19 protein-coding genes are annotated in these 21,325 nt (G+C 70.0%); 9 read left to right on the top strand and 10 right to left on the bottom strand.

Features of this window, described 5'->3' with window-relative positions:
- Positions 1-46 precede the first annotated feature (46 nt).
- The 4 genes from DLJ53_RS00595 (at position 47) to DLJ53_RS00580 (ending at position 4,278) form a co-directional block, all read left to right on the top strand.
- A complete protein-coding gene (locus DLJ53_RS00595) occupies positions 47-1,558 on the top strand; it encodes a UxaA family hydrolase (RefSeq protein WP_211100526.1) in 1,512 nt (503 codons plus the stop codon).
- A gap of 215 nt (positions 1,559-1,773) precedes the next feature.
- Entirely contained in the window at positions 1,774-2,886 is a 1,113-nt protein-coding gene (locus DLJ53_RS00590) for a hypothetical protein (protein WP_111341409.1), read from the top strand.
- Positions 2,887-2,975: 89 nt separating this feature from the next.
- On the top strand, positions 2,976-3,293 hold the full coding sequence (locus tag DLJ53_RS00585; RefSeq protein ID WP_111341407.1) for a YegP family protein: 318 nt from the start codon (positions 2,976-2,978) through the stop codon (positions 3,291-3,293).
- Between the two features lie 22 nt (positions 3,294-3,315).
- A complete protein-coding gene (locus tag DLJ53_RS00580) occupies positions 3,316-4,278 on the top strand; it encodes an NAD(P)H-dependent flavin oxidoreductase (RefSeq protein ID WP_111341404.1) in 963 nt (320 codons plus the stop codon).
- 15 nt (positions 4,279-4,293) lie between these two features.
- Here the strand turns inward: DLJ53_RS00580 and DLJ53_RS00575 are convergent, their stop codons facing one another.
- Positions 4,294-5,661 carry a DUF2254 domain-containing protein gene (locus DLJ53_RS00575; RefSeq protein ID WP_162408745.1) on the bottom strand — a complete coding sequence of 456 codons (1,368 nt, stop codon included), beginning with the start codon at positions 5,659-5,661 and terminating at the stop codon, positions 4,294-4,296.
- 159 nt (positions 5,662-5,820) lie between these two features.
- Between DLJ53_RS00575 and DLJ53_RS00570 the strand changes: the two genes are divergently transcribed.
- From DLJ53_RS00570 to DLJ53_RS00550, 5 genes are all read left to right on the top strand, one after another.
- Complete coding sequence (locus tag DLJ53_RS00570) at positions 5,821-6,462, top strand: glutathione S-transferase family protein (protein ID WP_162408743.1); 642 nt, start codon at positions 5,821-5,823, stop codon at positions 6,460-6,462.
- Positions 6,459-6,851, top strand: coding sequence for a glyoxalase superfamily protein (locus DLJ53_RS00565; protein ID WP_111341395.1), 393 nt, complete (start codon positions 6,459-6,461; stop codon positions 6,849-6,851). The genes DLJ53_RS00570 and DLJ53_RS00565 overlap by 4 nt, the downstream gene beginning before the upstream one ends.
- 24 nt (positions 6,852-6,875) lie before the next feature.
- Positions 6,876-7,604 (top strand): SDR family oxidoreductase, encoded by a 729-nt coding sequence (locus DLJ53_RS00560; RefSeq protein WP_111341392.1) that lies wholly within the window; start codon positions 6,876-6,878, stop codon positions 7,602-7,604.
- 250 nt (positions 7,605-7,854) lie between these two features.
- The gene (locus tag DLJ53_RS00555) at positions 7,855-8,697 is read left to right on the top strand and encodes a fumarylacetoacetate hydrolase family protein (protein ID WP_111341389.1); all 843 of its coding nucleotides are present in this window, start codon (positions 7,855-7,857) and stop codon (positions 8,695-8,697) included.
- Positions 8,694-9,635 carry a 2-hydroxyacid dehydrogenase gene (locus tag DLJ53_RS00550; protein ID WP_244934974.1) on the top strand — a complete coding sequence of 314 codons (942 nt, stop codon included), beginning with the start codon at positions 8,694-8,696 and terminating at the stop codon, positions 9,633-9,635. The genes DLJ53_RS00555 and DLJ53_RS00550 overlap by 4 nt, the downstream gene beginning before the upstream one ends.
- 69 nt (positions 9,636-9,704) lie before the next feature.
- Here DLJ53_RS00550 and DLJ53_RS00545 read toward each other — a convergent pair whose 3' ends face one another.
- The 9 genes from DLJ53_RS00545 to DLJ53_RS00505 all read right to left on the bottom strand — a co-directional run bounded on the left by DLJ53_RS00545 (position 9,705) and on the right by DLJ53_RS00505 (position 21,033).
- Complete coding sequence (locus DLJ53_RS00545) at positions 9,705-9,971, bottom strand: hypothetical protein (RefSeq protein ID WP_111341383.1); 267 nt, start codon at positions 9,969-9,971, stop codon at positions 9,705-9,707.
- A 99-nt stretch (positions 9,972-10,070) separates the two neighbouring features.
- Positions 10,071-11,132, bottom strand: a complete 1,062-nt coding sequence (locus DLJ53_RS00540) for a zinc ribbon domain-containing protein (protein ID WP_111341380.1) — start codon at positions 11,130-11,132, stop codon at positions 10,071-10,073.
- Between the two features lie 75 nt (positions 11,133-11,207).
- A complete protein-coding gene (gene denD, locus DLJ53_RS00535) occupies positions 11,208-12,179 on the bottom strand; it encodes a D-erythronate dehydrogenase (RefSeq protein ID WP_111341377.1) in 972 nt (323 codons plus the stop codon).
- A 34-nt stretch (positions 12,180-12,213) separates the two neighbouring features.
- Positions 12,214-12,951 carry a sulfite exporter TauE/SafE family protein gene (locus DLJ53_RS00530; RefSeq protein WP_111341374.1) on the bottom strand — a complete coding sequence of 246 codons (738 nt, stop codon included), beginning with the start codon at positions 12,949-12,951 and terminating at the stop codon, positions 12,214-12,216.
- Between the two features lie 151 nt (positions 12,952-13,102).
- A complete protein-coding gene (locus DLJ53_RS00525) occupies positions 13,103-16,015 on the bottom strand; it encodes a PilZ domain-containing protein (RefSeq protein WP_111341370.1) in 2,913 nt (970 codons plus the stop codon).
- Positions 16,016-16,104: 89 nt separating this feature from the next.
- On the bottom strand, positions 16,105-17,034 hold the full coding sequence (locus DLJ53_RS00520; RefSeq protein WP_111341367.1) for a glycosyltransferase family 2 protein: 930 nt from the start codon (positions 17,032-17,034) through the stop codon (positions 16,105-16,107).
- A gap of 19 nt (positions 17,035-17,053) precedes the next feature.
- Entirely contained in the window at positions 17,054-17,878 is an 825-nt protein-coding gene (locus tag DLJ53_RS00515) for an SLBB domain-containing protein (protein ID WP_111341364.1), read from the bottom strand.
- A 121-nt stretch (positions 17,879-17,999) separates the two neighbouring features.
- A complete protein-coding gene (locus DLJ53_RS00510; RefSeq protein WP_111341361.1) occupies positions 18,000-19,550 on the bottom strand; it encodes an undecaprenyl-phosphate glucose phosphotransferase in 1,551 nt (516 codons plus the stop codon).
- A gap of 127 nt (positions 19,551-19,677) precedes the next feature.
- Positions 19,678-21,033 carry an O-antigen ligase family protein gene (locus DLJ53_RS00505; protein WP_111341358.1) on the bottom strand — a complete coding sequence of 452 codons (1,356 nt, stop codon included), beginning with the start codon at positions 21,031-21,033 and terminating at the stop codon, positions 19,678-19,680.
- Positions 21,034-21,325 lie beyond the last annotated feature (292 nt).

Here is a 21,325-nt window from a genome sequence, read left to right as displayed (position 1 = left end):
CGAAGAGTAGTTCAACCGTTCTAAACTGAAGATGGTGGCGTCCCCTATGTCTGCAGAGATTGCCGTGCGGCTCGACGCATCCGACGATGTCGTCACCGCGACGCGTCCCCTCGAGGCCGGCCAGGTGGTCGAGGGCGTGACGACGCGCGCGCTGATCCCGCGTGGCCACAAGATCGCGACGCGGCTCATTCATCAGGGCGAGCCGGTCCGCAAGTACGCCCAGGTCATCGGCTACGCCAAGACCGATATCCAGCCCGGCGAGCACGTCCACGACCACAACCTCGAATTCCGCGCGACGGACGTCGAGTACAGGTTCGGCACCAACCTGCGCCCGGCGCCGGTGCCGGCGGTGCGGGACACGTTCATGGGCTACCGCCGCGCCACCGGGCGTGTCGGCACGCGCAACTACATCGGCCTCCTGACGAGCGTGAACTGCTCGGCGACGGCCGCGCACAAGATCGCCGCCCACTTCACGCCCGAGAAGCTCGCCGCCTATCCGAACGTCGACGGTGTCGTCGCCTTCGCGCACGGCACGGGCTGCGGCATGGCCGGCTCCGGCGAGGGCTTCGCGGCGCTGCAGCGCGTGATGTGGGGCTATGCGCGCCATCCGAACCTCGGCGGCGTGATCATGGTCGGCCTCGGCTGCGAGATGAACCAGATCGACTGGCTGCTGGAGGCTTACGGCCTGAAGCAGGGGCCGACCTTCGCGACGATGAACATCCAGGACGTCGCCGGCCTGCGCCGGACGGTCGACATGGGCATCGCCAAGGTCGAGGCGATGCTGCCGCTCGTCAACGACATCAAGCGCGAGCCGGTCCCGGCGTCGGAGCTGATGGTGGCGCTTCAGTGCGGCGGCTCGGACGCGTGGTCCGGCATCACCGCCAACCCGGCGCTCGGCTACGCCTGCGACCTGCTGGTCGGCCAGGGCGGCACCGGCGTGCTGGCGGAGACGCCGGAGATCTACGGCGCCGAGCACCTCCTCGCCGAGCGTGCCGCCTCCCAGCCGGTCGGCGACAAGCTCATCGAGCGGATCCGCTGGTGGGAGGACTACGTCGCCCGCAACAAGGGCTCGATGGACAACAACCCCTCGCCCGGCAACAAGCGCGGCGGCCTGACGACCATCCTCGAGAAGTCGCTCGGCGCGGCGGCGAAGGGCGGCACCACGCCGCTGACCGGCGTCTACGAGTACGCCGAGCCGGTGACGACGCCGGGCTTCGCCTTCATGGATTCGCCCGGCTACGACCCGGCGTCCGTGACGGGCCAGATCGCGTCCGGCTGCAACGTGGTGGTCTTCACCACGGGGCGCGGCTCCGCGTTCGGCTCCAAGCCGGCGCCGACGATCAAGGTCGCGACCACCTCCGAGCTCGCGAAGAAGATGGACGAGGACATGGACGTCGACGCGGGCGTCATCCTGTCCGGCGAAGCGTCGGTCGAGGACGTCGGCCGGTACATCTACGAGCGCATCCTGGCGGTGGCGTCGGGCGAGGCGACGAAGTCCGAGTCGCAGGGCCTCGGCGACCACGAGTTCGTGCCCTGGCAGATCGGCGCGACGATGTGACGACGCGGCAGACGGGCGGCGCGCGCAATGCGTGCGGCCCGGATGCCTGACAGGCCCGGCCGTCGCCGTCCGGTCGAGGCGTCGCCGGGATGCGGTCAGTCGCTGCGTGCGGTTGACCCGTCGGCACGCAAGCTGCTCTAGGAATGAGACAAACGAACGACCAGCGTGCGGCCGTGCCATCGGCCCTGCCGCAGGGCGCGGCACCAGAGGAGTACATGCGTCAGCTCGTCCTACACGTCGGCTCGATCAAGACCGGGTCGACCTCGGCGCAAACGACCTTCGCCGCCTCGCGCGAACGGCTCGCCGCCCACGGTGTCCACTACGCCTCCATCAGCCGCAACCATGGCGCGGTCAGCCGCGTCATCCGGGCGACGCGCCGCAACGGCTTCCCCGGCGAGGCGGACCTCGCCGGCGTCCGCGCGCAGGAGGCGTCGGACTTCACTCTGATGGAGCGCGCCGCGGCGGAAGCGGCGACCGTCAAGTCCGGCACGTACATGTTCTCCAGCGAGGCGCTGCTGACGCACTCCGCTCGCAACGTCGCGCTGCTGAAGTCCATCGTCGACCGCCTGTTCCCGGACTTTGCGGTCAGCGTGCTGGTCTATATCCGCCACCCGCTGAGCTACACGATCTCCCGCGGACAAAACGAGATCAAGCTCGGCACCGACACCACCGCCTTGATCGAGGAGCGCGGCTACGACGGGGAGCTGCGCGTCGGCGTCGAGCGTTACGCCGAGGTGTTCGGCCGGGACGCTATGATCGTGCGGTCCTACGACGCGGTGATCGCGGACGGCCGCAGCGTCCAGGAGGACATGCTGGAGGCGATCGGCCATCCCGGGGCCGCGGAGGGTCTCGTCATCGAGCGCTCCAACGAGTCGATCTCCATGAACGCGGCGCTGGTGGCCGATATCGTCAACCCGGCGCTGGCCGAGCGCGGCATCCGCGTCGACGCCAATGTCCGCCGCGCCAAGAAGCAGCTCCTCAGCGAGATCGCCGGCCCGCGCTTCGCCTTCTCGCGCGCGGCCCTCGACGCCGTGCGCGGGCCCTGCCGCACCGAGGCCGCGTGGTTCGCCGAGGCGTACGGCCTCGCGCTGTCGGAGCCGAAGGTCGTGGTCCGCGAAGACATCGCCGACAAGCTGATGCCTGCCGACGAGATCGCCGACCATGCCGACCGCGTTCTGGAGCGGATTTCGGCGGTCCGGCAGGCGGTCGCGAAGCGTAAGGCCAAAAAGGCACGGGGCCGCAAGCCGCGACGGGAACAGAAAAAAGAGCCGGATCCGTCGGGAAATTTCTTCGCGAAATTGATCAAACGATTTAGGTTTAGCCGCTGAGCAGCAACGAACCACCATTTTCGGCGGGAAATCTGTCGAACAATGGTCAATCGAGACCGCGGAACGCGGCGAAGCAGGTGAGGGCGGCCATGGCAACGAAGGCGAAGAAAGACCAGATCGAACTCTACCAGGACAAGGCGGGCGAATGGCGCTGGCGCATGGTCGACGAGACCGGCGCCGTGGTCGGCGCGGCGAGCGAAGGCTACAAGGACAAGGCCGACTGCGAGAAGAACGCCAAGCGCGGCAAGAACGCCAAGGACAAGTGGGAGTTCTACGAGGACAAGGGCGGCCACTGGCGGTGGCGGCGCCTCGCCTCCAACGGTCAGATCGTCGGCGCTGCACCCAGCGGGTTCAAGTCGCGCGAGGACGCCGAGGCCAACGCCGGCCGCCAGGGCTTCACCGGCTGACGCAGCGCGGACCGACCCAGCCTTGATCTCGACCCGACTGACAGGGCGCCTCGGCATCGAGGCGCCGATCCTGTGCGCCCCGATGGCCTTCGCCACCGGCGGACGCCTCGCCGCGGCCGTGACCGAGGCCGGCGGCCTCGGCCTCATCGGCGGCGGCTACGCCGACCCGGCCTTCGTGGAGGCCGAGTTCCGCTCCGCCGGCAACACCCGCGTCGGCTGCGGCTTCATCACATGGCGGCTCGACACCGACGACCGCGCCCTGCATGCGGCGCTGGCGCACCGGCCGGCCGCGATGATGCTCTCCTTCGGCGATCCGCGCCCCTACGTCGCCGCGGTGCGGGAGGCGGGCGCGCTCCTCATCTGCCAGGTGCAGACGCGTGCGGGGGCGGTGATCGCCGCGGAGGCGGGGGCCGACATCGTCGTGGCGCAGGGCTCCGAAGCGGGTGGCCACGGCGCCGTTCGCGGGACGATGACCCTGGTGCCCGAGGTGCGCGACACCCTGGGGACGGAGATGCTTCTCCTCGCCGCGGGCGGCATCGCCGACGGGCGGGGCCTCGCCGCGGCGCTGGCGCTGGGCGCCGACGGCGTGCTGATGGGCTCGCGCTTCTGGGCGAGCGCCGAGGCGCTGTCGCACCCGCGCCACCACGCCGCAGCGATAGCGGCGAGCGGCGACGACACGATCCGCCAGCGCGCGACCGACATCGCCCGCGGCTACGAGTGGCCGTCGCAATACACCGCCCGTGTCCTCAACAACGCGTTCGTCTCCCGCTGGGAGGGACGGCCGGACGAGCATCGCGCCGCCGCGTCCGCCGAACGGGAAGCCTACGGGGCCGCCCTCGCGGCCGGCGACCCCGAGGCGGTCGGCGTCTTCGTCGGCGAGGCGGCAGGGCTCATCTCGGACGCGCCGACGGCCGGGGAGATCGTCCGCCGCACCGTCGCCGAGGCCGAGGCGATCCTGCGCCGCGGCCCCACCCTCGTGACCTGACCCCGGGCGCGACCGCTACAGCGGTTCGCGCGCGGTGCCGATGCCGATGGGCTGCCGGTCGCGCGATTCGATGCGCGACCGGGCGAGCGCCAGTGCGCGCTCGGCTTCGCCCCGCCCGACGGACTCCGGCAGCCGCTCCGCCGCGGCGGTCGCCAGCCGGTCGAGCTCGCCGGTGACCGCCGCCAGCATCGACGGCGTCGCGGCGACGATCGCGAGGTCGGTCAGCACGCCGATGGCGTGCAGCGTCACGCTCCGGTCCGCGGCGATGTGCTGGCGCATGTCGCCGAAGGAGCGGGTCAGCATCGTCTCGAAGGTGGCGCGGGTATAGAGGATGCGCCCCTCCGCGTCCGCCGGCTGCCACGGCTCGCGGTTGGCGAACGCCGAGAGGCCGGCGCGCAGCCAGTCGAGGCACAGGATCGCGGTGTTGGGATCGTTGACGCCCGGCGACAGCGCACGGATCAGCACCTCGACGAGCTGGTCGGAGAGGAACATCACGTCCTGCATCTCCGTCCGGTTCGAGCCGAGGCTGACGTGCGCCCTGAGGCTCTCCATCCACGCTTCGTCCTGCTCGGGGTGGATGGTGAGGAGCGGCTCGTCCACCGTCATGAAGTCGCCCGGCGCGCGGTGGATGACGATCTGCCCCTCCGCCTCGTCGGCGAGCGCGGCGAGGCCGGCGATGTCGATCTGCTGCAGGTAACCCGCCATGTCGGCCCGCAGGGTGGAGCCGCTGTCCGGCGGGTTCTTGCGCCAGGCCGAGACGTCCACCGTCACGTTCTCCCGGCGCCAGGCCGCCTCCTCGTCGAGCGTGCGCAGGATGCTCTCGCGCAGCTTCATGCCGATCCGGGCGACGAGGTTCATGATGTTGATGCTCTCGGGCACGTGGTGGATGTAGCCGATGAGCGCGCCCACCGAGACGAGCGTCAGCGCGAGCGCGAAAAGGACCGAGAGCTGGGGCACGAACGCCCCCGCGTCGCCGTCGAAGGTCTGGTTCTGGGCGTGGACCGTCGACAGCACGGTGATGCAGTAGACGAAGGTCGAGACCAGCACGCCGAGCACCACCTGGTTCACCCGGTCGCCCATGAAGTTGCCGATCAGCCGCGGCCCGTAGTTCGAGCTCGCGAAGTTCACCGCGACGATGGTGATCGAGAAGGCGACGCCCGCGACGCCAAGGGTCGCGCCGGCGAGGGTGGTGAGGATGGCGCGCGCTCCGTCCACCCCGGTCGGCCGCAGGAACGGCACGGCCTGCATCCAGCCGGGGCCGAGCGCCTGGTCGATGAAGGGGAGCAGCAGGCCGAGGGCGAAGGCGACGGCGGTCAGGAGGGACGGCCAGAACCAGTAGTTCTGGCGCAGTTCGGCGAGGTTGCGGAAGATCAGCGCGCGCATTGTGCAGTCCAGTTCATCCAGTGCGAACGCCCGGTCGCGGCCATCGGTTGCCGCGGGCCTGGGTCGCGTCCCGAGCGGGATTGCTTGCCGTTGTTGTAAAGCGCGCTGGCATGACATCCCTAGTCGCGGCATAACACCCTCCAAAAAATGGGGGCGCCAATGATTACGGTTCTGGGTCGGGCCACGTCGGCCAACGTGCAGCGTGTGATGTGGACCATCGCCGAGCTCGGCATCGAGTATAAGCGCGTCGACGTCGGCGGTGCCTTCGGTGGCAACGACACGCCCGAGTATCTCGCCAAGAACCCGCACGGCCTCGTGCCGACGATCGAGACCGACGACGGCCGCGTGATGTGGGAATCGGCGGCGATCGTGCGCTGGCTGGCCCTGCACGACCCCGAGCGCCGGCTGTGGCCGACCAGCGGGCAGGAGGAGCTTTCGGCCGACATGTGGGCCGAGTGGGCCGCCCGCTACATCGAGAACCCGCTGCTGCAGATGTTCATCGCGCTGGTGCGCACCCGCACGGCGGACCGCGACTGGGGCAAGATCCGCGAGATCGGCTCGAGGATCCACAAGGGCCTTGCCGCCGCCGAGCCGTTCCTCGCCGAGCGTCCGTTCCTCGCCGGCGACCGGCTCTCCATCGCCGACATCAACTTCGGCCTGCTGCTCTACCGCTACTACGAGATGGAGATCGAGCGGCCCGACCTTCCGGCCGTCGCCGCCTACTATCAGCGCCTCACCGAGCGCCCGGCCTACGCCGAGCACGTGATGATCGACTTCTCCTTCGCCAGGCCGCCGGAATGAGCAGCGGCCTGCAGGAGACGACGCCGGTCCTGCGCTTCTATGACGAACCGGCGACGCGGGCCTTCTACGTCGAATGGCTCGACTTCCACGTGACGTTCGAGCACCGCTTCGAGGAGGGATTGCCCCTCTACATGGGCATCGCGCGCGGCGACGCGGTGATGCACCTCAGCCAGCACCACGGCGACGCGACGCCGGGAACGCACATCCGCGTGCGCACCGACGACGTGCACGCGCTCCATGCCGAGCTCGCGGCGAGGCCCTACGGCTTCGCGCGGCCCGGTCCGCCGCAGATGCAGCCCTGGGGCTATCTCGAGCTGTCCGTGACGGATCCGGCCGGCAACCGTCTCACCTTCTGGACCAACCCCGACTATCTGCCCGTTGCGGCCTAGTCGCTCCAACCCATCAGGACTCCCATGCGACTCTCCGGAAAACGCTGCCTTTGCACCGCCTCCGCTCAGGGCATCGGCCGCGCCACGGTCGAGGCCTTCGCGCGCGAAGGGGCTACCGTGTTCGCCACCGACCGCAACGCCGAGGGGCTGAAGGGCCTGCCGGACGGCGTCGAGACCTTCGCGCTGGACGTCATGGACCGGGCCCAGCTCGAGGAGGCGGTCGCGCGCGTCCAGCCGGACATCCTGTTCAACTGCGCCGGCGTGGTGCACGCTGGAACGATCCTCGAGGCGACGGACGACGACTTCGACTTCGCCTTCGACCTCAACGTGAAGTCCATCTTCTGGGCGATGCGCGCGGCGATCCCGGGCATGATCGAGCGCGGCGGCGGCACCATCGTCAACATCGCGTCGGCGGCCTCGTCGATCATCGGCGTGCCGAACCGCTGCGTCTACGGCGCGTCGAAGGCCGGCATCATCGGCCTCACCAAGTCGGTCGCGGTGGACTTCGTGACGAAGGGCATCCGCGTCAACGCGATCTGCCCGGGCACGGTGGATTCCCCGTCGCTGCACGAGCGGCTGCGGGCGACGGGCGACTACGAGGGGGCGATGAAGTCGTTCATCGCGCGCCAGCCGATGGGCCGCATTGCCAGGGCCGAGGAGATCGCGGCCATGGCGCTCTACCTCGCGTCCGACGAGTCGGCCTTCGTGACCGGCCAGGCGATGGTGATCGACGGCGGCTGGACCGCGTCCTGAGGCCTGCTTCCTGAGCGCCGCCGGCCCGGCATAGCGTCCGCCGGACCGCGGACGCCGGTCGAATGCGCACGCCGCCGCCGCCGGCGTCCGGCGACGGCGCTTCCAGAGTCGCGGTTTCAACCATGGCGCGTAGTACAACCCGGACGCGACATAACGCATGCGCATCTCTGTCATTTTACGCTGTGGCAAGGTAAGACCGCGGTAAGGCGCGCCTCGAAGCGTGCCAGCCCGTTCGGAGGAGGACGCGTCCTTGAAACTACTGCGCTATGGACTGCCGGGATTTGAGAAACCCGGCCTGATGCACGCCGACGGCACGGTGCGCGACCTGTCGGATCACATCGCCGATATCTCCGCAGCCACCCTGTCGCCCCTGATGCTGGAGCAGCTCCGCGGGCTCGACATCGAAGGGCTGCCGATGGTGGAGAAGCCCGGCCGCATCGGCGCGTGCATCGGCCATCCCGGCAAGTGCATCTGCATTGGTCTCAACTACTCGGACCACGCGGCCGAGACGGGCGCCACGCCTCCGAACCAGCCGATCATCTTCGCCAAGGCGGTGACCGCGATCTGCGGTCCATACGACGACGTCGAGATGCCGCGCGGCTCCGACGCGCTCGACTGGGAGGTCGAGCTCGCGGTCGTGATGGGCGACACGGCGAAATACGTGTCCGAGGAGGACGCGCTGAACTACGTCGCCGGCTACGCCGTCATGAACGACGTCTCCGAGCGCACCTTCCAGACGAAGCTCGAGGGCCAGTGGACCAAGGGCAAGAGCCACGACACGTTCGGCCCCATCGGCCCCTGGCTCGTCACCACCGACGAACTGCCGGACCCGCACAACCTCGACATGTGGCTCGACGTGAACGGCGAGCGGCGCCAGACCGGCAATACCAACACGCTGATCTTCAACGTCCCGCAGGTGATCTCCTACCTGTCGCGCTTCATGACCCTGAAGCCGGGCGACATCATCTCCACCGGTACGCCTCCGGGCGTGGCCATGGGCATGAAGCCGCCGCAGTGGCTGAAGGAAGGCGACGTGATGACCCTCGGAATCGACGGCCTCGGCGAGCAGAAGCAGACGGTGGTTGCGGCGTGAAACCAGAGATCCTCATCATTTCCCCGATGCAGCAGTCGGTCCACGACGCGCTGGAAGACGGCTTCATCGTTCACCGGCTGCATGACGCGGCGGACAAGGACAAGCTCCTCGCCGACGTCGGCCCGTCGATCCGCGGGGCGATCACCAACGGCGGCATCGGCGTCAGGAACGACGTGCTGGACCGGCTGCCGAAGCTGGAGATGATCTCCTCCTTCGGTGTCGGCTACGACGGCATCGACATCGACTACTGCAAGTCGCGCGGCATCAAGGTGACCTACACGCCGAACGTCCTCAACGACGCGATGGCGGAGATCACGCTGGGCCTGATGATCGCGCTCGCGCGGCACCTGCCGCAGGCCGACCGCTACACCCGCGAGGGCAAGTGGGCCGGCTCCGGTCCCTACGGGCTGACGGCGGAGCTGACGGGCAAGACGGTCGGCATCGCCGGTCTCGGGCGCGTCGGCAAGGAGATCGCCCAGCGCTGCCAGGCGTTCAAGATGCAGGTCGTCTACTTCGGCCGCACCAGGCAGGACTTCGTCCCGTACCCGCACTACGGCTCGCTCGTCGAGATGGCGCGGGACGTCGACTGGCTCGTCAACGTGATGCCCGGCGGCGCGGCGACCTCGAAGCTGTTCAACGCCGAGATCTTCGACGCGCTGGGGCCGGAAGGCTTCTTCGTCAACGTCGGCCGCGGCACGACGGCGGACGAGGCGGCGCTCATCGAGGCGCTGCAGCAGAAGCGGATCGCAGGTGCCGCGCTCGACGTGTTCGAGAAGGAGCCGTCGGTGCCCGAGGCTCTCCTGAAGCTCGACAACGTCGTGCTGTCGCCGCACCAGGGCTCGGCCACGACGAAGACGCGCTGGATGATGGGCGACCTCGTCACCCGCAACCTGAAGGCCTGGTTCGACGGCAAGCCGGTCCTGACGCCGCTCACCTGACGGCGGCCTGATCAACCGGGCGGCGGCAGGCCCCGCCCGGTCGACGTTCTCCTCGGGCGTGCCGCCGGCCTATCTCGGCTTGGCCTCGCGGTCGAGCTGCTCGCCGCTCCTGGCGACGTTGCCGACCGTGCCCATCGCTTTCTCGGTGGCGTTGCCGACCGCGTCGCCCGTCTTCTCGAAGGCGGAGCCGACCGCGTTGCCGGTCTCCTTCAACACGCCTTCGTCGTGCTTGGTCTGGGTCTTATCGACCTTGATCCGGTCGCTGGATTCCTGCGCGAGCGCGGCGCCCGACAACAGACAGACGACCGCCGCCGCAGACATGACATGCTTCAGCATGTTCGCTCCCTCCGCGTCTATCGTGGAGGTGCAAACGACGGTTCGCGGATCCTGTTCCCACCGTCCGCGGATTATTTGCGCTGCGGCGCGCCGGCCTGACTACGCCGTGTGCGCATCCGGCGTGTCCGGGCCGACGTGGGTCCCGCAGCTCATGCAGAACGGGAAGAAGACGAGGCGCCGTGTCCCGCAGCTCGGGCACGGCTCGTAGAGCTTCAGGCCGCAATGGATGCAGAAGTTGACCGGTGCCCCGTCGGTGGTGCGCAGGGTGTTGTCGCAGGAGGGGCAGGTCCCCTTCTCGACCTTGATCACCGCCTCGTCGTAGGCGATGGCGCGGCGCCGCTCGTCCTCCGAGCGCTCGACGATCTCGGCCCGCCGCTCGCGGTGCCGCCGCGCCGCGCGCACCAGCCAGGCCCCGAGCACGAGCGTCATGACGACGCCGACGCCGTAGTGGATGTACCCGCCGTAGCTCGGCAGGTACGGCACCAGCTCGACGAAGAAGGCGAACGCGGCGAAGAGGACGAAGCCGCGCCACAGCGGCCAGCGCGGCGAGGCGCGGCGCGTGCGAAGCGCCCAGAGCGCGATGACGAGGAGCGGCAGCGTCAGCGCGAGCCGCATTCCGAAGACGCGGGCCTGACGCACGAAGATCGCGCGCTCGAAGGGCCCGTGCGCGGCGGCGAGCAGGGCGGAGCGCTGGTCCGTCAGCGCGCCGAGGCGGGAGCGGGCGTCGGCCAGCTCGGCGTTCGTGGCGTCGAGGTCGGCGCGCACCTGGCGCTCGGTGCGGCGGATCTCCTCCAGGCGGCGGGTGCGCACCACGACGTCCTGCTCCGGCACGCCGTCCCCGGTCGCCCGCCGCGCCTCGATCCAGGCGCGGAAGGTCTCGCGTTCGGCCGCCGAGTCCGCCTCGGCCGCCTGCAGCTTCAGCGCGCCGGCCTCGGACTGCGTGGAGAGCTCCTGCAGCCGCTGGCGGAGCTCTGCCTCGTCCGCCTGAAGCTTCGCCGAAGCGTCGGCGTCAACGAACTCCTCGAGCTGCGGCGGCCTCTCCACCTGCGGCAGGTCGGCGATGACGAGGCTGCCGAGCGATGTGAGGAAGAAGGCGAGCGCCAGCGACACGGCCCATTTGCCGAGCGCGAACAGCGTTTCGATCCGGAACAGACGACGCATACGAGAACTCCTGCCGGACGACCCGGCCGCGCCCTCATATAGTGTGCCGCGCCGGGGTCCGGCGCGGCGCCGCGGTCAGGTGGCCGGCACCTGGATGTCGTCCTCGAGGAAGTAGCGCACGTTGTCCTCGAAGGAGTCGTCCGTGGTGAGGCCCAGCGCCAGCGCCTTCTGCGGGTTGATGTGCGGCCGCCAGCCCATCACGATGGACAGGATCACCGGGTCAGGCTCCCACTTGATGCGGTTCACCGGCTCGTCGCCCGCCACCTTGCGCATCGCCTCGACCATCTCGCCGATGGTGGCGACGCGGCCCGGCAGCGCGAAGGCGCGGTTCTCGCCGAACTTCTCGGCCGGGATCTCGGCGCACTTGATGAGGTTTTCGACCACCTTGCGCGGCGACAGGTACCACACCGCATAGTCCGGCTGGACCGGGCACACCGCCGTCTGCCCCTGCAGCGGCTCGCGGAAGATCGAGGACATGAAGGACGAGGCCGCCGCGTTGGGCTTGCCCGGACGGATGGTGATGGTCGGCAGGCGCGGCGCGCGGCCGTCGATGAAGCCCTTGCGGGAGTAGTCGGTGCAGAGGAGCTCGCCGATCGCCTTCTGGGCGCCGTAGGAGGTCTGCGGGTTGAGGGTCGTCCAGTCCTCGATCTGGTCGGGGATCTCGCCGCCGTAGACCGCGCAGGACGAGGAGAACACCACGACCGGCTTGGTGCCGAGCGCGCGCGCCGCCTCGAAGACGTTGAGCGTGCCGGCGAGATTGACGCGCATGCCGGTGTCGAACTCCGCCTCGGCCTGGCCGGAGACGATCGCGGCGAGGTGGAAGACGACGTCCGGCTGGCACTGGAACAGCGCGTCGCACTTCGCCTTGTCGGAGATGTCGACGGCGTGGTGCGAGACGCCGAAGGGGGCGACCACGGTCGGCGGCGCGGTGATGTCGGCGAGCTCGAGGTGGGTGATCTGCTTGCCGTTCAGCGTGCCTTTCTCGGCCAGCGCCTTGGCGATCTTCTGGCCGATGAAGCCACCGCCGCCGATGATGAGTACGCGCATGGGTCCTCCTTCCCTAGTCTTCTATGCCTGGCGCTCAGAACAGCGCATCGGCAAGCAGCTTCGCGCCGACGAGCGCGAGAAGCCAGTGGATGATCACGTAGAAGCGTTCGACCGCGATCCGTCTGACGATTTTGGAGCCGATCCAGGTCATGAACAGGGCCCACGGTGCCGCGGCGAGCGCGATGGTGAGATTGTGCGAGGTGAGCTGGCCGAGGGCGATGAAGCCCGGCAGCTTCATGAGGTTGAGGGCCGCGAAGAAGATCACGCTGGTACCGATGAAGACGTCGCGCGGCAGGCGCTGGGGCAGCATGTAGATCTGAAACGGCGGCCCGCCCTGATGCAGGATCGTCGAGGTGAAGCCGGAGACCGCGCCGAGGAAGACACCCACCGCGGGGTGCGCGACCTTCGCCGGCGCCTTGCTGAAGACGAGACCGCGCAGCGCGAACGAGAAGGTCACCGCGCCGAGGATGAAGAGGAGCAGCCGCTCCGGCATGATCGCGAAGGAGACGAAGCCGACGAGGATCCCGATGAGCGCCCCCGGCAGCAGGATCTTGAGATTCCACCAGTCCCACTTGCCGCGATAGATCCAGACGGTCAGCGTATCCTGGGTGATCAGGATGGGCAGCATCAGCCCGGCGGCCGCCGCCGGCGGCATGACGAGGAGCAGCATCGGCATGGCCATCATGCCGAGCCCGGCGAGACCGCCCTTCGATAGGCCCAGCAGCGCGACGGCGAGGGCGAAGACGGCGATGGTCGTTGCGTCGAGAGTCAATGGAGTTCCGAAGGCGGGGCCGAACGTCGGACGGCGCCGGCTCGGCTGTGGTGTGCCCAGTTGCGCGCGGCGTCAATGCCGCTGACGGCCCGCCGGGCGGAAAAAGACGCAGGAGCATGCTCCCCCGCCGGTGCCGCGGCCGGCCCGGCGGTCAGCGATCGGGCGGCCTGTAGGTCACGATGACGGAGCTCCCTGCGAGCGCCGGCGGCAGCGGCGGGGAGGTGACGATGCGGGCGTAGACGCTGTCGGCGCTGGTGAGCTGCGAGGCGGGGAGGCCGATGGCCGACTCGGCCCGGCCGATCCGTCCGACGCTCTGCACCGTCCCCTCGACCGAGCCGTCCGCGTAGGGAAGGTCCACGGTCACGCGCGTTCCGACATTGGGTGCCTGGCCGCGGGCGAACGTCGCCTGCACGTAGCCCTTCGCCGAGCGGCGGTAGAGGAGGGCGATGTCCTCGCCCAGGTGCACCAGCTCGCCGCCCTGGGCGAGGACGCGCGCGAGGTAGCAGTCGCAGGGGCTGACGATGTCGAGCGGCTCGGCCTCCTCGCCGCCGCCGGACACCGTCAGGATCGTCTGGCCCTTGGCGAAGGACTGGCCGGGGTCGCCGGCCCATTCGAGCACCAGCGTCGTCGCATTGGACTTGAGCGGGATGCTCTCGACCGCGACGGCGGCCGCCTCGGCCTCGATCGGCGGCGCTTCGGCGAGGACCGGCGGCGGCGCGGGCGCAACGGGCGCCTCTTGGCGCATGGCGAAGATCGCGAGCACGGAGATCAGCGCGATCACCGCCGCGTTGAACGGCAGCGACATCAGCGCGCCGATGAGGCTGAAGCCGGCGCGGCGGCGCGCGGGCGGCGGCGGGCCGGCGGGCGCGGCATCGGCCCGGTCGGCGGCGCCCGGCGGGCGCGGCGCGGTGAATGGGCGGCCCGAGGTCGAGGCGTGGAACAGGGCGCGCAGGACCTGGCGCTGGATCTCGGTCGGATCGCGGAAGCGCCAGCCGGTGCGCTGCGAGGTCCGGTTCACCACCTCGGCCATCAGGTCGAGGTTCACCGCGTAGTCGCCGAGGTCGATCTCGAGCTCCAGCACCTCGATGTCGCCGACCCGGTAGAGCTGCTCGTCGGAGCGGATCGAGATGCCGAGGGCGGACCAGTCGACGAGGTCGAACAGGCGGTCGCCGATGATCACGCTGCCGCCACCCTCGATGCGTTGGGCACGGCGGTTGTGCTCGCCTGCGGCCTGCTCGGAGAAGGCGGTGGCAGGGGCGGGCGCGTCGATGGTGCCGGTGCCGGGGTAGCCGCTGCGGCGCGAGGCGGGGGGCGGCGGGACCGCCCGTTCCCGGCGGTCCGCACGGGCGCTCGGGCGCGGGGCAGTGCCGCCGCGCCGCAGCCGGTCGTGGCGCGGCGGGGGCGGGGCGCCACGGTCACGGATGCCGCCCGCCGGATCGCCCTCTTCCGCGTGCGGGTCGTCGAGCGGTTCGGCGCTCGCGGTGCGGGGCGTGTCTTCGGCGCGGTCCGGCGTCTCCGTCCAGCGCCGCGGGTCCGGCACCCACTCGGCATCGACCGGCTCGTTCCGCGACGTCGCGGCCACGACCGTCTCGGCAAGTGCGGGCCCCTCCGGCGCATCGTCGACCGGCTCGGGGTCCGTCGCGGTCCCGGGGGCCTCGGGCGGCCCGCCGTCGCGCGCGCCCGGACATGCATCGAACGCCGGGGCGCCGGGGGCCTCGCCGGACGCATCCGCTGCGACCGTCGAGGGCGCCGCCGACCCGCCCGCCGCCTCGCCGTCCCGTTCCGGCGTGACCGCAGCGCCGGGCGCCTCGTCGGCCAGCCCAGTCGCGACGACCGGGTCGACCGACGTGCCGTCGTCTTCTTCACTGCCTGTCCGCGGGGGCGCGGGCGTTGCGGGGTCATCGCCAAGCGACCCGTCCTGGGGCTCGGTCCCGGCCGGCGCGGCTGCGTCGTCGGGCCCGCTCCGGCGCGGGGGCTCGGCGTCCGCCTCAGCGGCGGCCGCTGTATCGGCGAAGTCGTGCGGTTCGCCATCGGGCAGCGGCGCTTCGGCTGCGCTCTCGCCGGCCGGGGCCGTCGCGTCACCGGCGGTGTCGAGGCGGGTGGCAGCGCTCGGCGCAGTCTCGACGGCCGACGCCCCGTCCGCCGGGGTCTCGGCGGATGCCGGGTGCTCGTCGGCCTCGGTTTCGGTGCCGACCGTTTCAGCGGTCCGGTCTCGCTCGTCGGACGGGGCGCCGCCCGTCCCGTCGGACGCGAGCCGTGCCTCGTGTTCAGGCGGCGAGCCCGCCGTATCGGACGCGGGAGCCTTCGAGGGGGCGTCGCCGGGCGGCGGAACCGGGAGCTCTTCCGCCGGCGGCCCTTCCTCGAGCAAGGACTGGGCAGCGGGTTCGGCCTTCGAACCCGCCTCGGCCGCCTCGGCCGCAGTTGGCGGGGCATCCGCGTCGGACGGGCGGTAGCCGAGGAGGCGTTGCCTCAGGCTCACGCGCCCCTTCGGCGGCTCCTCCGGATCGGGGCTCGTGTCGGCCACCGGCGGGGCCGCGTCGGGCACGCTGGCGGCTGCGGATGCCGGATCCTCCCGCGAAGCCGGATCGTCCACGACGGGCGTGTCGTCCGGCAGGGCCGGGGCCGCCGAAGGCGGGATCTCGTCCTGTCCGCCCGGCGCGAGGGGCACAGGTGCGTCCCCGGAGACGGTGGATGTGGGCGTGGGGGATGCCTGGGGCGTGGGCCCGGCCCGCGTCAGCTCCGGTTCGCCGGGCGACCGCGCGCTCTCGGATGGGTCCCCGTCCCGGGTCTCTCCCTCGCTCTCGGGCTGGAGCCCGGCTCCCGGGGGCGCTGACGCATCGGCGCCACCCGCGACACGTTCCGCGTCCGCGGCCGGGCGCTGCGGCTTCTCCGCGACGGTGATCTCCGGCGGGTCCAGCCGTCCGTAGCTGACGGACCAGTTGCCGTAGCCGAAGTCGTAGCTCGCGCCCGGATCGAACGTCTCGACGGGCTGCGCCGCACGCCCCCGACGACGCCGCCGCTCACCTTCGGAGCCATCGGCCACGTCGTTGTCGTCAGCGCTCATCCCTTGTCCTCGTTGGACCCCATCGGCCGCAACCTGCGGAGCGAAAATCTACCCACACGTGCGCTTGTTAGCCCAGAACCTTCCGTCCGTCATCGGTGCGAGTGACCGTAGAGTGCCGGACGATCCTTCCGCCACCACGTCAATTTCCCGAGACCGCTCATCAAAAGTCCCGTCGCACGCCGCGGCCAGCGGCCCGTCGCCAGCCGCCCGGCCAGGGCGATCGGACCCACGACCGCCGTCGCCGCCGCTCCCTTCGCCATGTGCTCCAGCATTTCGCCGCGCCGGGGCGGCACCAGCATCATCGGCACCATGCAGCGGTGCTGGCCCGCCACGTAGCGCCGCGTCATCACAAAGCGAGCGTTGGCGCGCGAGACGGGAATGTACTCCGTCACCCGCCCTCCCGGCGACCAGACGAAGCGTCGCCCCTCCAACTGGAGCTGGCGGAAGAGGAGCACGTCCTCCGCGCCGATGGAGTCGAGCCGCAGGTCGAACGGGCCGGGGCGGTCGGTGAGGCAGCGCGCGGCGACGAACACCGAGCCCGGCAGCGGAAGATACGCGTTGCGGTCGGTCACGTCGGTCCCGTCGGGGAGGTCAAGGTCGCGCGCGTAGGTGCTGGCGATCAGCGCGGCGTCGGGCGTGGCGGGTCCGTCGATCTTCGCGAGGCGCGGGCCGAACGCCGCGTCCGCACCGGTCGCGCGCAGGGTCGCCACGCGCGCGGCGATCCATCCGGGCTCGGCCTCGCAGTCGTCGTCGAGGAAGGCGATCAGCTCGCCCTCGGCCGCCGCGATCCCGAAGTTGCGCACGCTGGCGACGCCCGGAGTGCCGGCGTGGACCGTGCGGTAGGAGAAGGGGAGCGCCGCCGCATCGACCACCGGCGCCGCGTTCGGCTCGGCCGCGTTGTCGGCCACCAGCACGTCGATCTCGCAGTCGGGCGGCACCGTGAGCCTCTCGAGGCTGGCGAGGGCACGCGCCAGCGGTTCGGGCCGGTTGCGCGTCGGGATGAAGATCGTGAGGCGCAACGCGAGGTGTCCTGACTCCTTAACTCTGCTGGAAGATAAGGTAGTTGAAGCTCTGATTGAAGGGAATGACGCCCTCGATATATTGCTCGACGAACTGGTTGACCTTGGCGATCGGGCTCTTCGGCACGAATATGATGTCGAACGGGCGCAACAACGTGTTCTCGGTGGGCGTTCCGTCCTGGGCGAAGGACTTGAGGTCGAGGAAGCGCATCATCGGCAGGTTGTTCGGGCCGCGGCGGATGAGGATCACGTTCTTCATGTAGGCCGTGTCCTTGAAGCCGCCCGCCTCGAACACCGCCTCCAGCACACCCGTCGGCCCGCGCAGCGGCAGGGCGCCCGGCTTGTCGACCTCGCCGCCCACGAAGACCAGACGGTTGGAGAAGCTCGTCGGCACGACGCCGACATCGGGGAAGCGCAGGTAGCGCGAGTAGCGGCTCTTGAGGTCCGCCTCCACCTCGCCCGCGGTGCGGTTCACCGCTTTCACCGAGCCGATCAGCCCGACATAGATGTTGCCGTCCGGAGCGACGGCCGTCGTCTGGTCCTCCTCGTCCGGGTAGAAGGGGAGGGTGACCTTCAGCTCGTCGCCGACGACGAAGCGGAGCTGGTCCTGGAACCCCTCCGCCCATGGCTGGAAGCCGCGCGGTATCGGGTACTGGCCGGCGACGGGCGTCGCGGGCGCGGCGGGGACACCGGCCGGCTGGCAGGAACCGCAGGCAGGCGCTCGGGCCGCCTCCTCGGGGGTCTTGTAGACCGGGCAGGGCGGCGCGCCGACGCACGGATCGCCCTCGCGCGCCGCGCACGCCGAGAGCAGCGTCAAGGCTGCGATTACGAGGAAGCGGCGCATCGACGGTCCCACCCAACAACCGGGCGAGCGTTGTGGCGGTATGGTTAGCAACCGGTTAACGGCCGGCTGCCCGAAGCGGCGGCGCAGGGTTTATGCCCAGCCGCGTGACGATGGCGGCGCCTCAGTAGGCGTTCTTGGACCGGAAGATCAGCGAAATGGGCGTGATCACAAGGATGTAGAGGTCGAGCCAGAAGCTCCAGTTCTCGATGTACTCGATGTCGTACCGGACGCGGCCGTGGAGCTTCTGGTTCGTGTCGGTCTCACCGCGCCAGCCGTTGACCTGGGCCCAGCCGGTGATGCCCGGCTTCACCCGGTAGCGGCGCATGTAGTTGGCGACCGCCTCCTCGAACGGCTTGCCCTCGGCCTTGGTGCCGAGCGCGTGCGGGCGCGGTCCGACGAGGCTCATGTCCCCCTTCAGCACGTTGATGAGCTGCGGCAGCTCGTCGATCGACGTGCGCCGCAGGAAGCGACCGACGCGGGTCACGCGCGGGTCGTCCCGGGTGGCCTGGCGGGCGCCCTCGCGGTCGGCCATGTCGGTGCGCATGGTGCGGAACTTGTAGATGTCGAACAGCGCGCCATTCCAGCCGCGGCGCGGCTGGCGAAAGATGATCGGCCGCCCGGTGTCGAGCCAGATGGCCGCCGCCGCCGCCAGGAGGATCGGCGACAGGACGGCGAGGAGGATCGCCGCGACGATGCGGTCCTCGACGAACTTCGCGACCGCGCTCCACCCGTCGATCGGCGAGGCGAGCGCGCGCAGCATCGGCGCGCCGGCGAGGTTCTCGTACGGCCGGTCGAAGTACTGCCAGAGCGCCGGCTCGGGCGCGTAGTAGACGGTGACGTCGTAGTAGGCGAGGCGGTTGAGGAGCTCGCTCATGCGGCCGGCCGGGGCGAGCGGGAGGGCGAGGATCACCTCGTCCACCTGGCCGAACTTCACCGCCTCCAGGAGCTTGTCCATCCCGCCCAGGTTGCGGACTCCGTTGATCACGGTGGGGACGCGGGTGGCGCGCTCGTCGTAGAAGCCGACGACCTTGTACTGCAGGTCGCCCGCGTTGCAGAGGTGCTCGATCACCGCGGCGCCCTTCGCGTCGCCGCCGTAGACGGCGATCTTCTGCTGCAGGTGCCCCTTGGCGAGGGCGCGCCGGGCGACCAGCAGCACGCCGAGCCGGCAGAGGGTCATCGTCACGCCGGCGGTCAGCATCCAAAGGACGATCCAGTCGCGCGTATAGTCCCGGGCCTGAAGGAGGAAGGCGACGGCGATGATCGCGACGCACGCGAAGATCAGCGAGCGTCCGAGCCGGACGAGAGTGTTGATGCGGAAGACGTGGGCCGGCGTCTCGTAGATCCTGCTCTGCCGCAGGAACTGCGCGAGCAGCACCGACGAGGCCACGGCGACCACCAGATGCTCGATCTGGTCATGGTGGCCGAGCATGGTGTTGGAGACGAACACCCCGCACAGGAAGAACAGCACCGGATCGGCGATCCGCAGCGCGCGGTCGATGTTCTTGACGGCCAGGATCTCGTGCCGGGCGGGCGGGCCCTTCGGTTCGGGCCGGGCGATCGTGTCCGCGGGTGCCGGGTCGGCCGGGGCCCCGGGGACGGTGTCCCCCGGCCGGTCCGCCGCGCCGGTCTCCGACCGGGTGTCGGGCGGGAGGTCGTCAGACCGGATGCTCATGGTCGTCCTGCCCGATGGGTGCCAGGAAAAAGACCGGATTTCGCCACAACGAGACGCCTTCGAATCCTACGGGTTTGCGCGGGAACGGTCCTGGCACGCGGTCCATTCGGCCGATCGCCTAGTCACTTTATCGAGTCCGTGCAAGTGCTTGTCGGTTCCAGGAGAGCCTCCACCCGGTATGCGCGACGGTGAGAAGGATGAGGAACTGCCCCAGCAACCCGTCCGGGAAGAAGAGCGTCGCCTCCATCATGTTGTTGATCAGCAGACTGAGCAGAAATGTGCCGAAAAAGACATTTCCGGCAACATACCAGCGGTCCTGCCATTTGAACGCGACGACGACGTCGCGGATCTGTTTCGCCAGGAACAGCAACACGACGGTCAGCAGGAAGATGCCGCCGTGCATCAGGATATCCAGGTAGCCGTTGTGCGACTGGTTGATGATCAGCAGCGTCTCGTAGGTGTCCGTCCAGAAGCCGATATGCTGCGACAGCGGGTGTGAGAGCGGCAGCATCGACCAGACCGCGCCCCAGCCATGGCCGAGCCAGGGGGCCTTGGCGATTTCCTTGAGGGAGGCGCTCCAGATCTCGTCGCGTCCGGTGAAGGTCGGGTCGCCGGTGGTGATCTGCGCCCAGTCGGCGCCGGTCAGGTCGAAGGCACCGGTGGCGAAGATGACAAGCCCGGCCATCACCACGAAGAACAGCGGCAGCAGCGTCGCGTAGACGAAGCCGCGGTGGCCGAGCGCGAGGACCGGGGCGGCGAACACCGTCGCGAGCAGTCCCACCGCCAGCGACGTCTTCGAGTTGGTGAGGCCGAGGAACAGGAAGCTCAGCAGCAGCAGCGCCACCGACACCCAGAAGCCGATCGGCTGGCGTGCGCCGACGAGGATCGACGAGAAGCAGGCGAGGAACATCAGCCCCGCCATGCCGGCGACGTTCTTCTGCCCGTGGATGCCGGCAAGGCCGAGCGGGGTGTAGGCGAAGCCGGGCATCGCGACCGACAGCGCGAGGTCGATCAGCAGGATCGCCGCGTACCCGAAGGCGAGGGCCGTCAGGTAGTCGCGCGGCGTGCGCAGCGCGGACGCGAGGCCGACCGCCACGATGTAGACGATGATCACCAGGATCATCCGGCGGACCGTCACGCCCGGATAGGTCGACCAGAGGGTCGTCATGGCCATCGCGGCGAACACCACGAGGAGGGGCCAGCTCCGCAGCACGATCTGGATCGCCCGCTCCCACCGCATCAGGACGAGCGGCGTGGCGAGGGCGGCGAGGGCGAGGAAGGAGACCTGCCGCTCCGCATTGCCGCCGGCGTTCTCGCCGACATCGCGCGACAGAGGGTGAAGGCCGACGAAGATGACGAAGAAGAAGCCGGCCATGAGGAGCCGGCCGCCCCAGAGGACGATCATGTCGCCGAGCGCTGTCTGCTGCGCCCGCTGCGTCGCTTGGCTTGGCGAGAGGTCGTCGAGCCAGGTCCCGGTCGTCACGCTGTCTCCCTCACCCGAGGCCACCGCTCTACCAATAGTTCATCCCCGAAGAGGTTCAATCAACCGCCAAGACCCGGTCCAGTCACGATAAATACGTTCGTATGCGGCACTTGGATGCATCCCCGCCGCAGGCGTGAGGAGGTCCCTCGACCGCCGCCGGGGCCGTCCCTGGCGGCCCGTCCGCGCGGCGCCCCGGAACCCCGGACCGAACTTGCGGTTCGGTCCGATCCGGTGCATGCAAACCAGCCGATGCCCATCGTGACATGCCCTCGATCGCGCTACGTTCCCGGCT

It is taken from the genome of Acuticoccus sediminis (assembly GCF_003258595.1).
GTDB classification, from domain to species: Bacteria; Pseudomonadota; Alphaproteobacteria; order Rhizobiales; family Amorphaceae; genus Acuticoccus; species Acuticoccus sediminis.
Note: the sequence above shows the minus strand (reverse complement) of the source record. Positions and strands in the feature narration are given on the sequence as shown.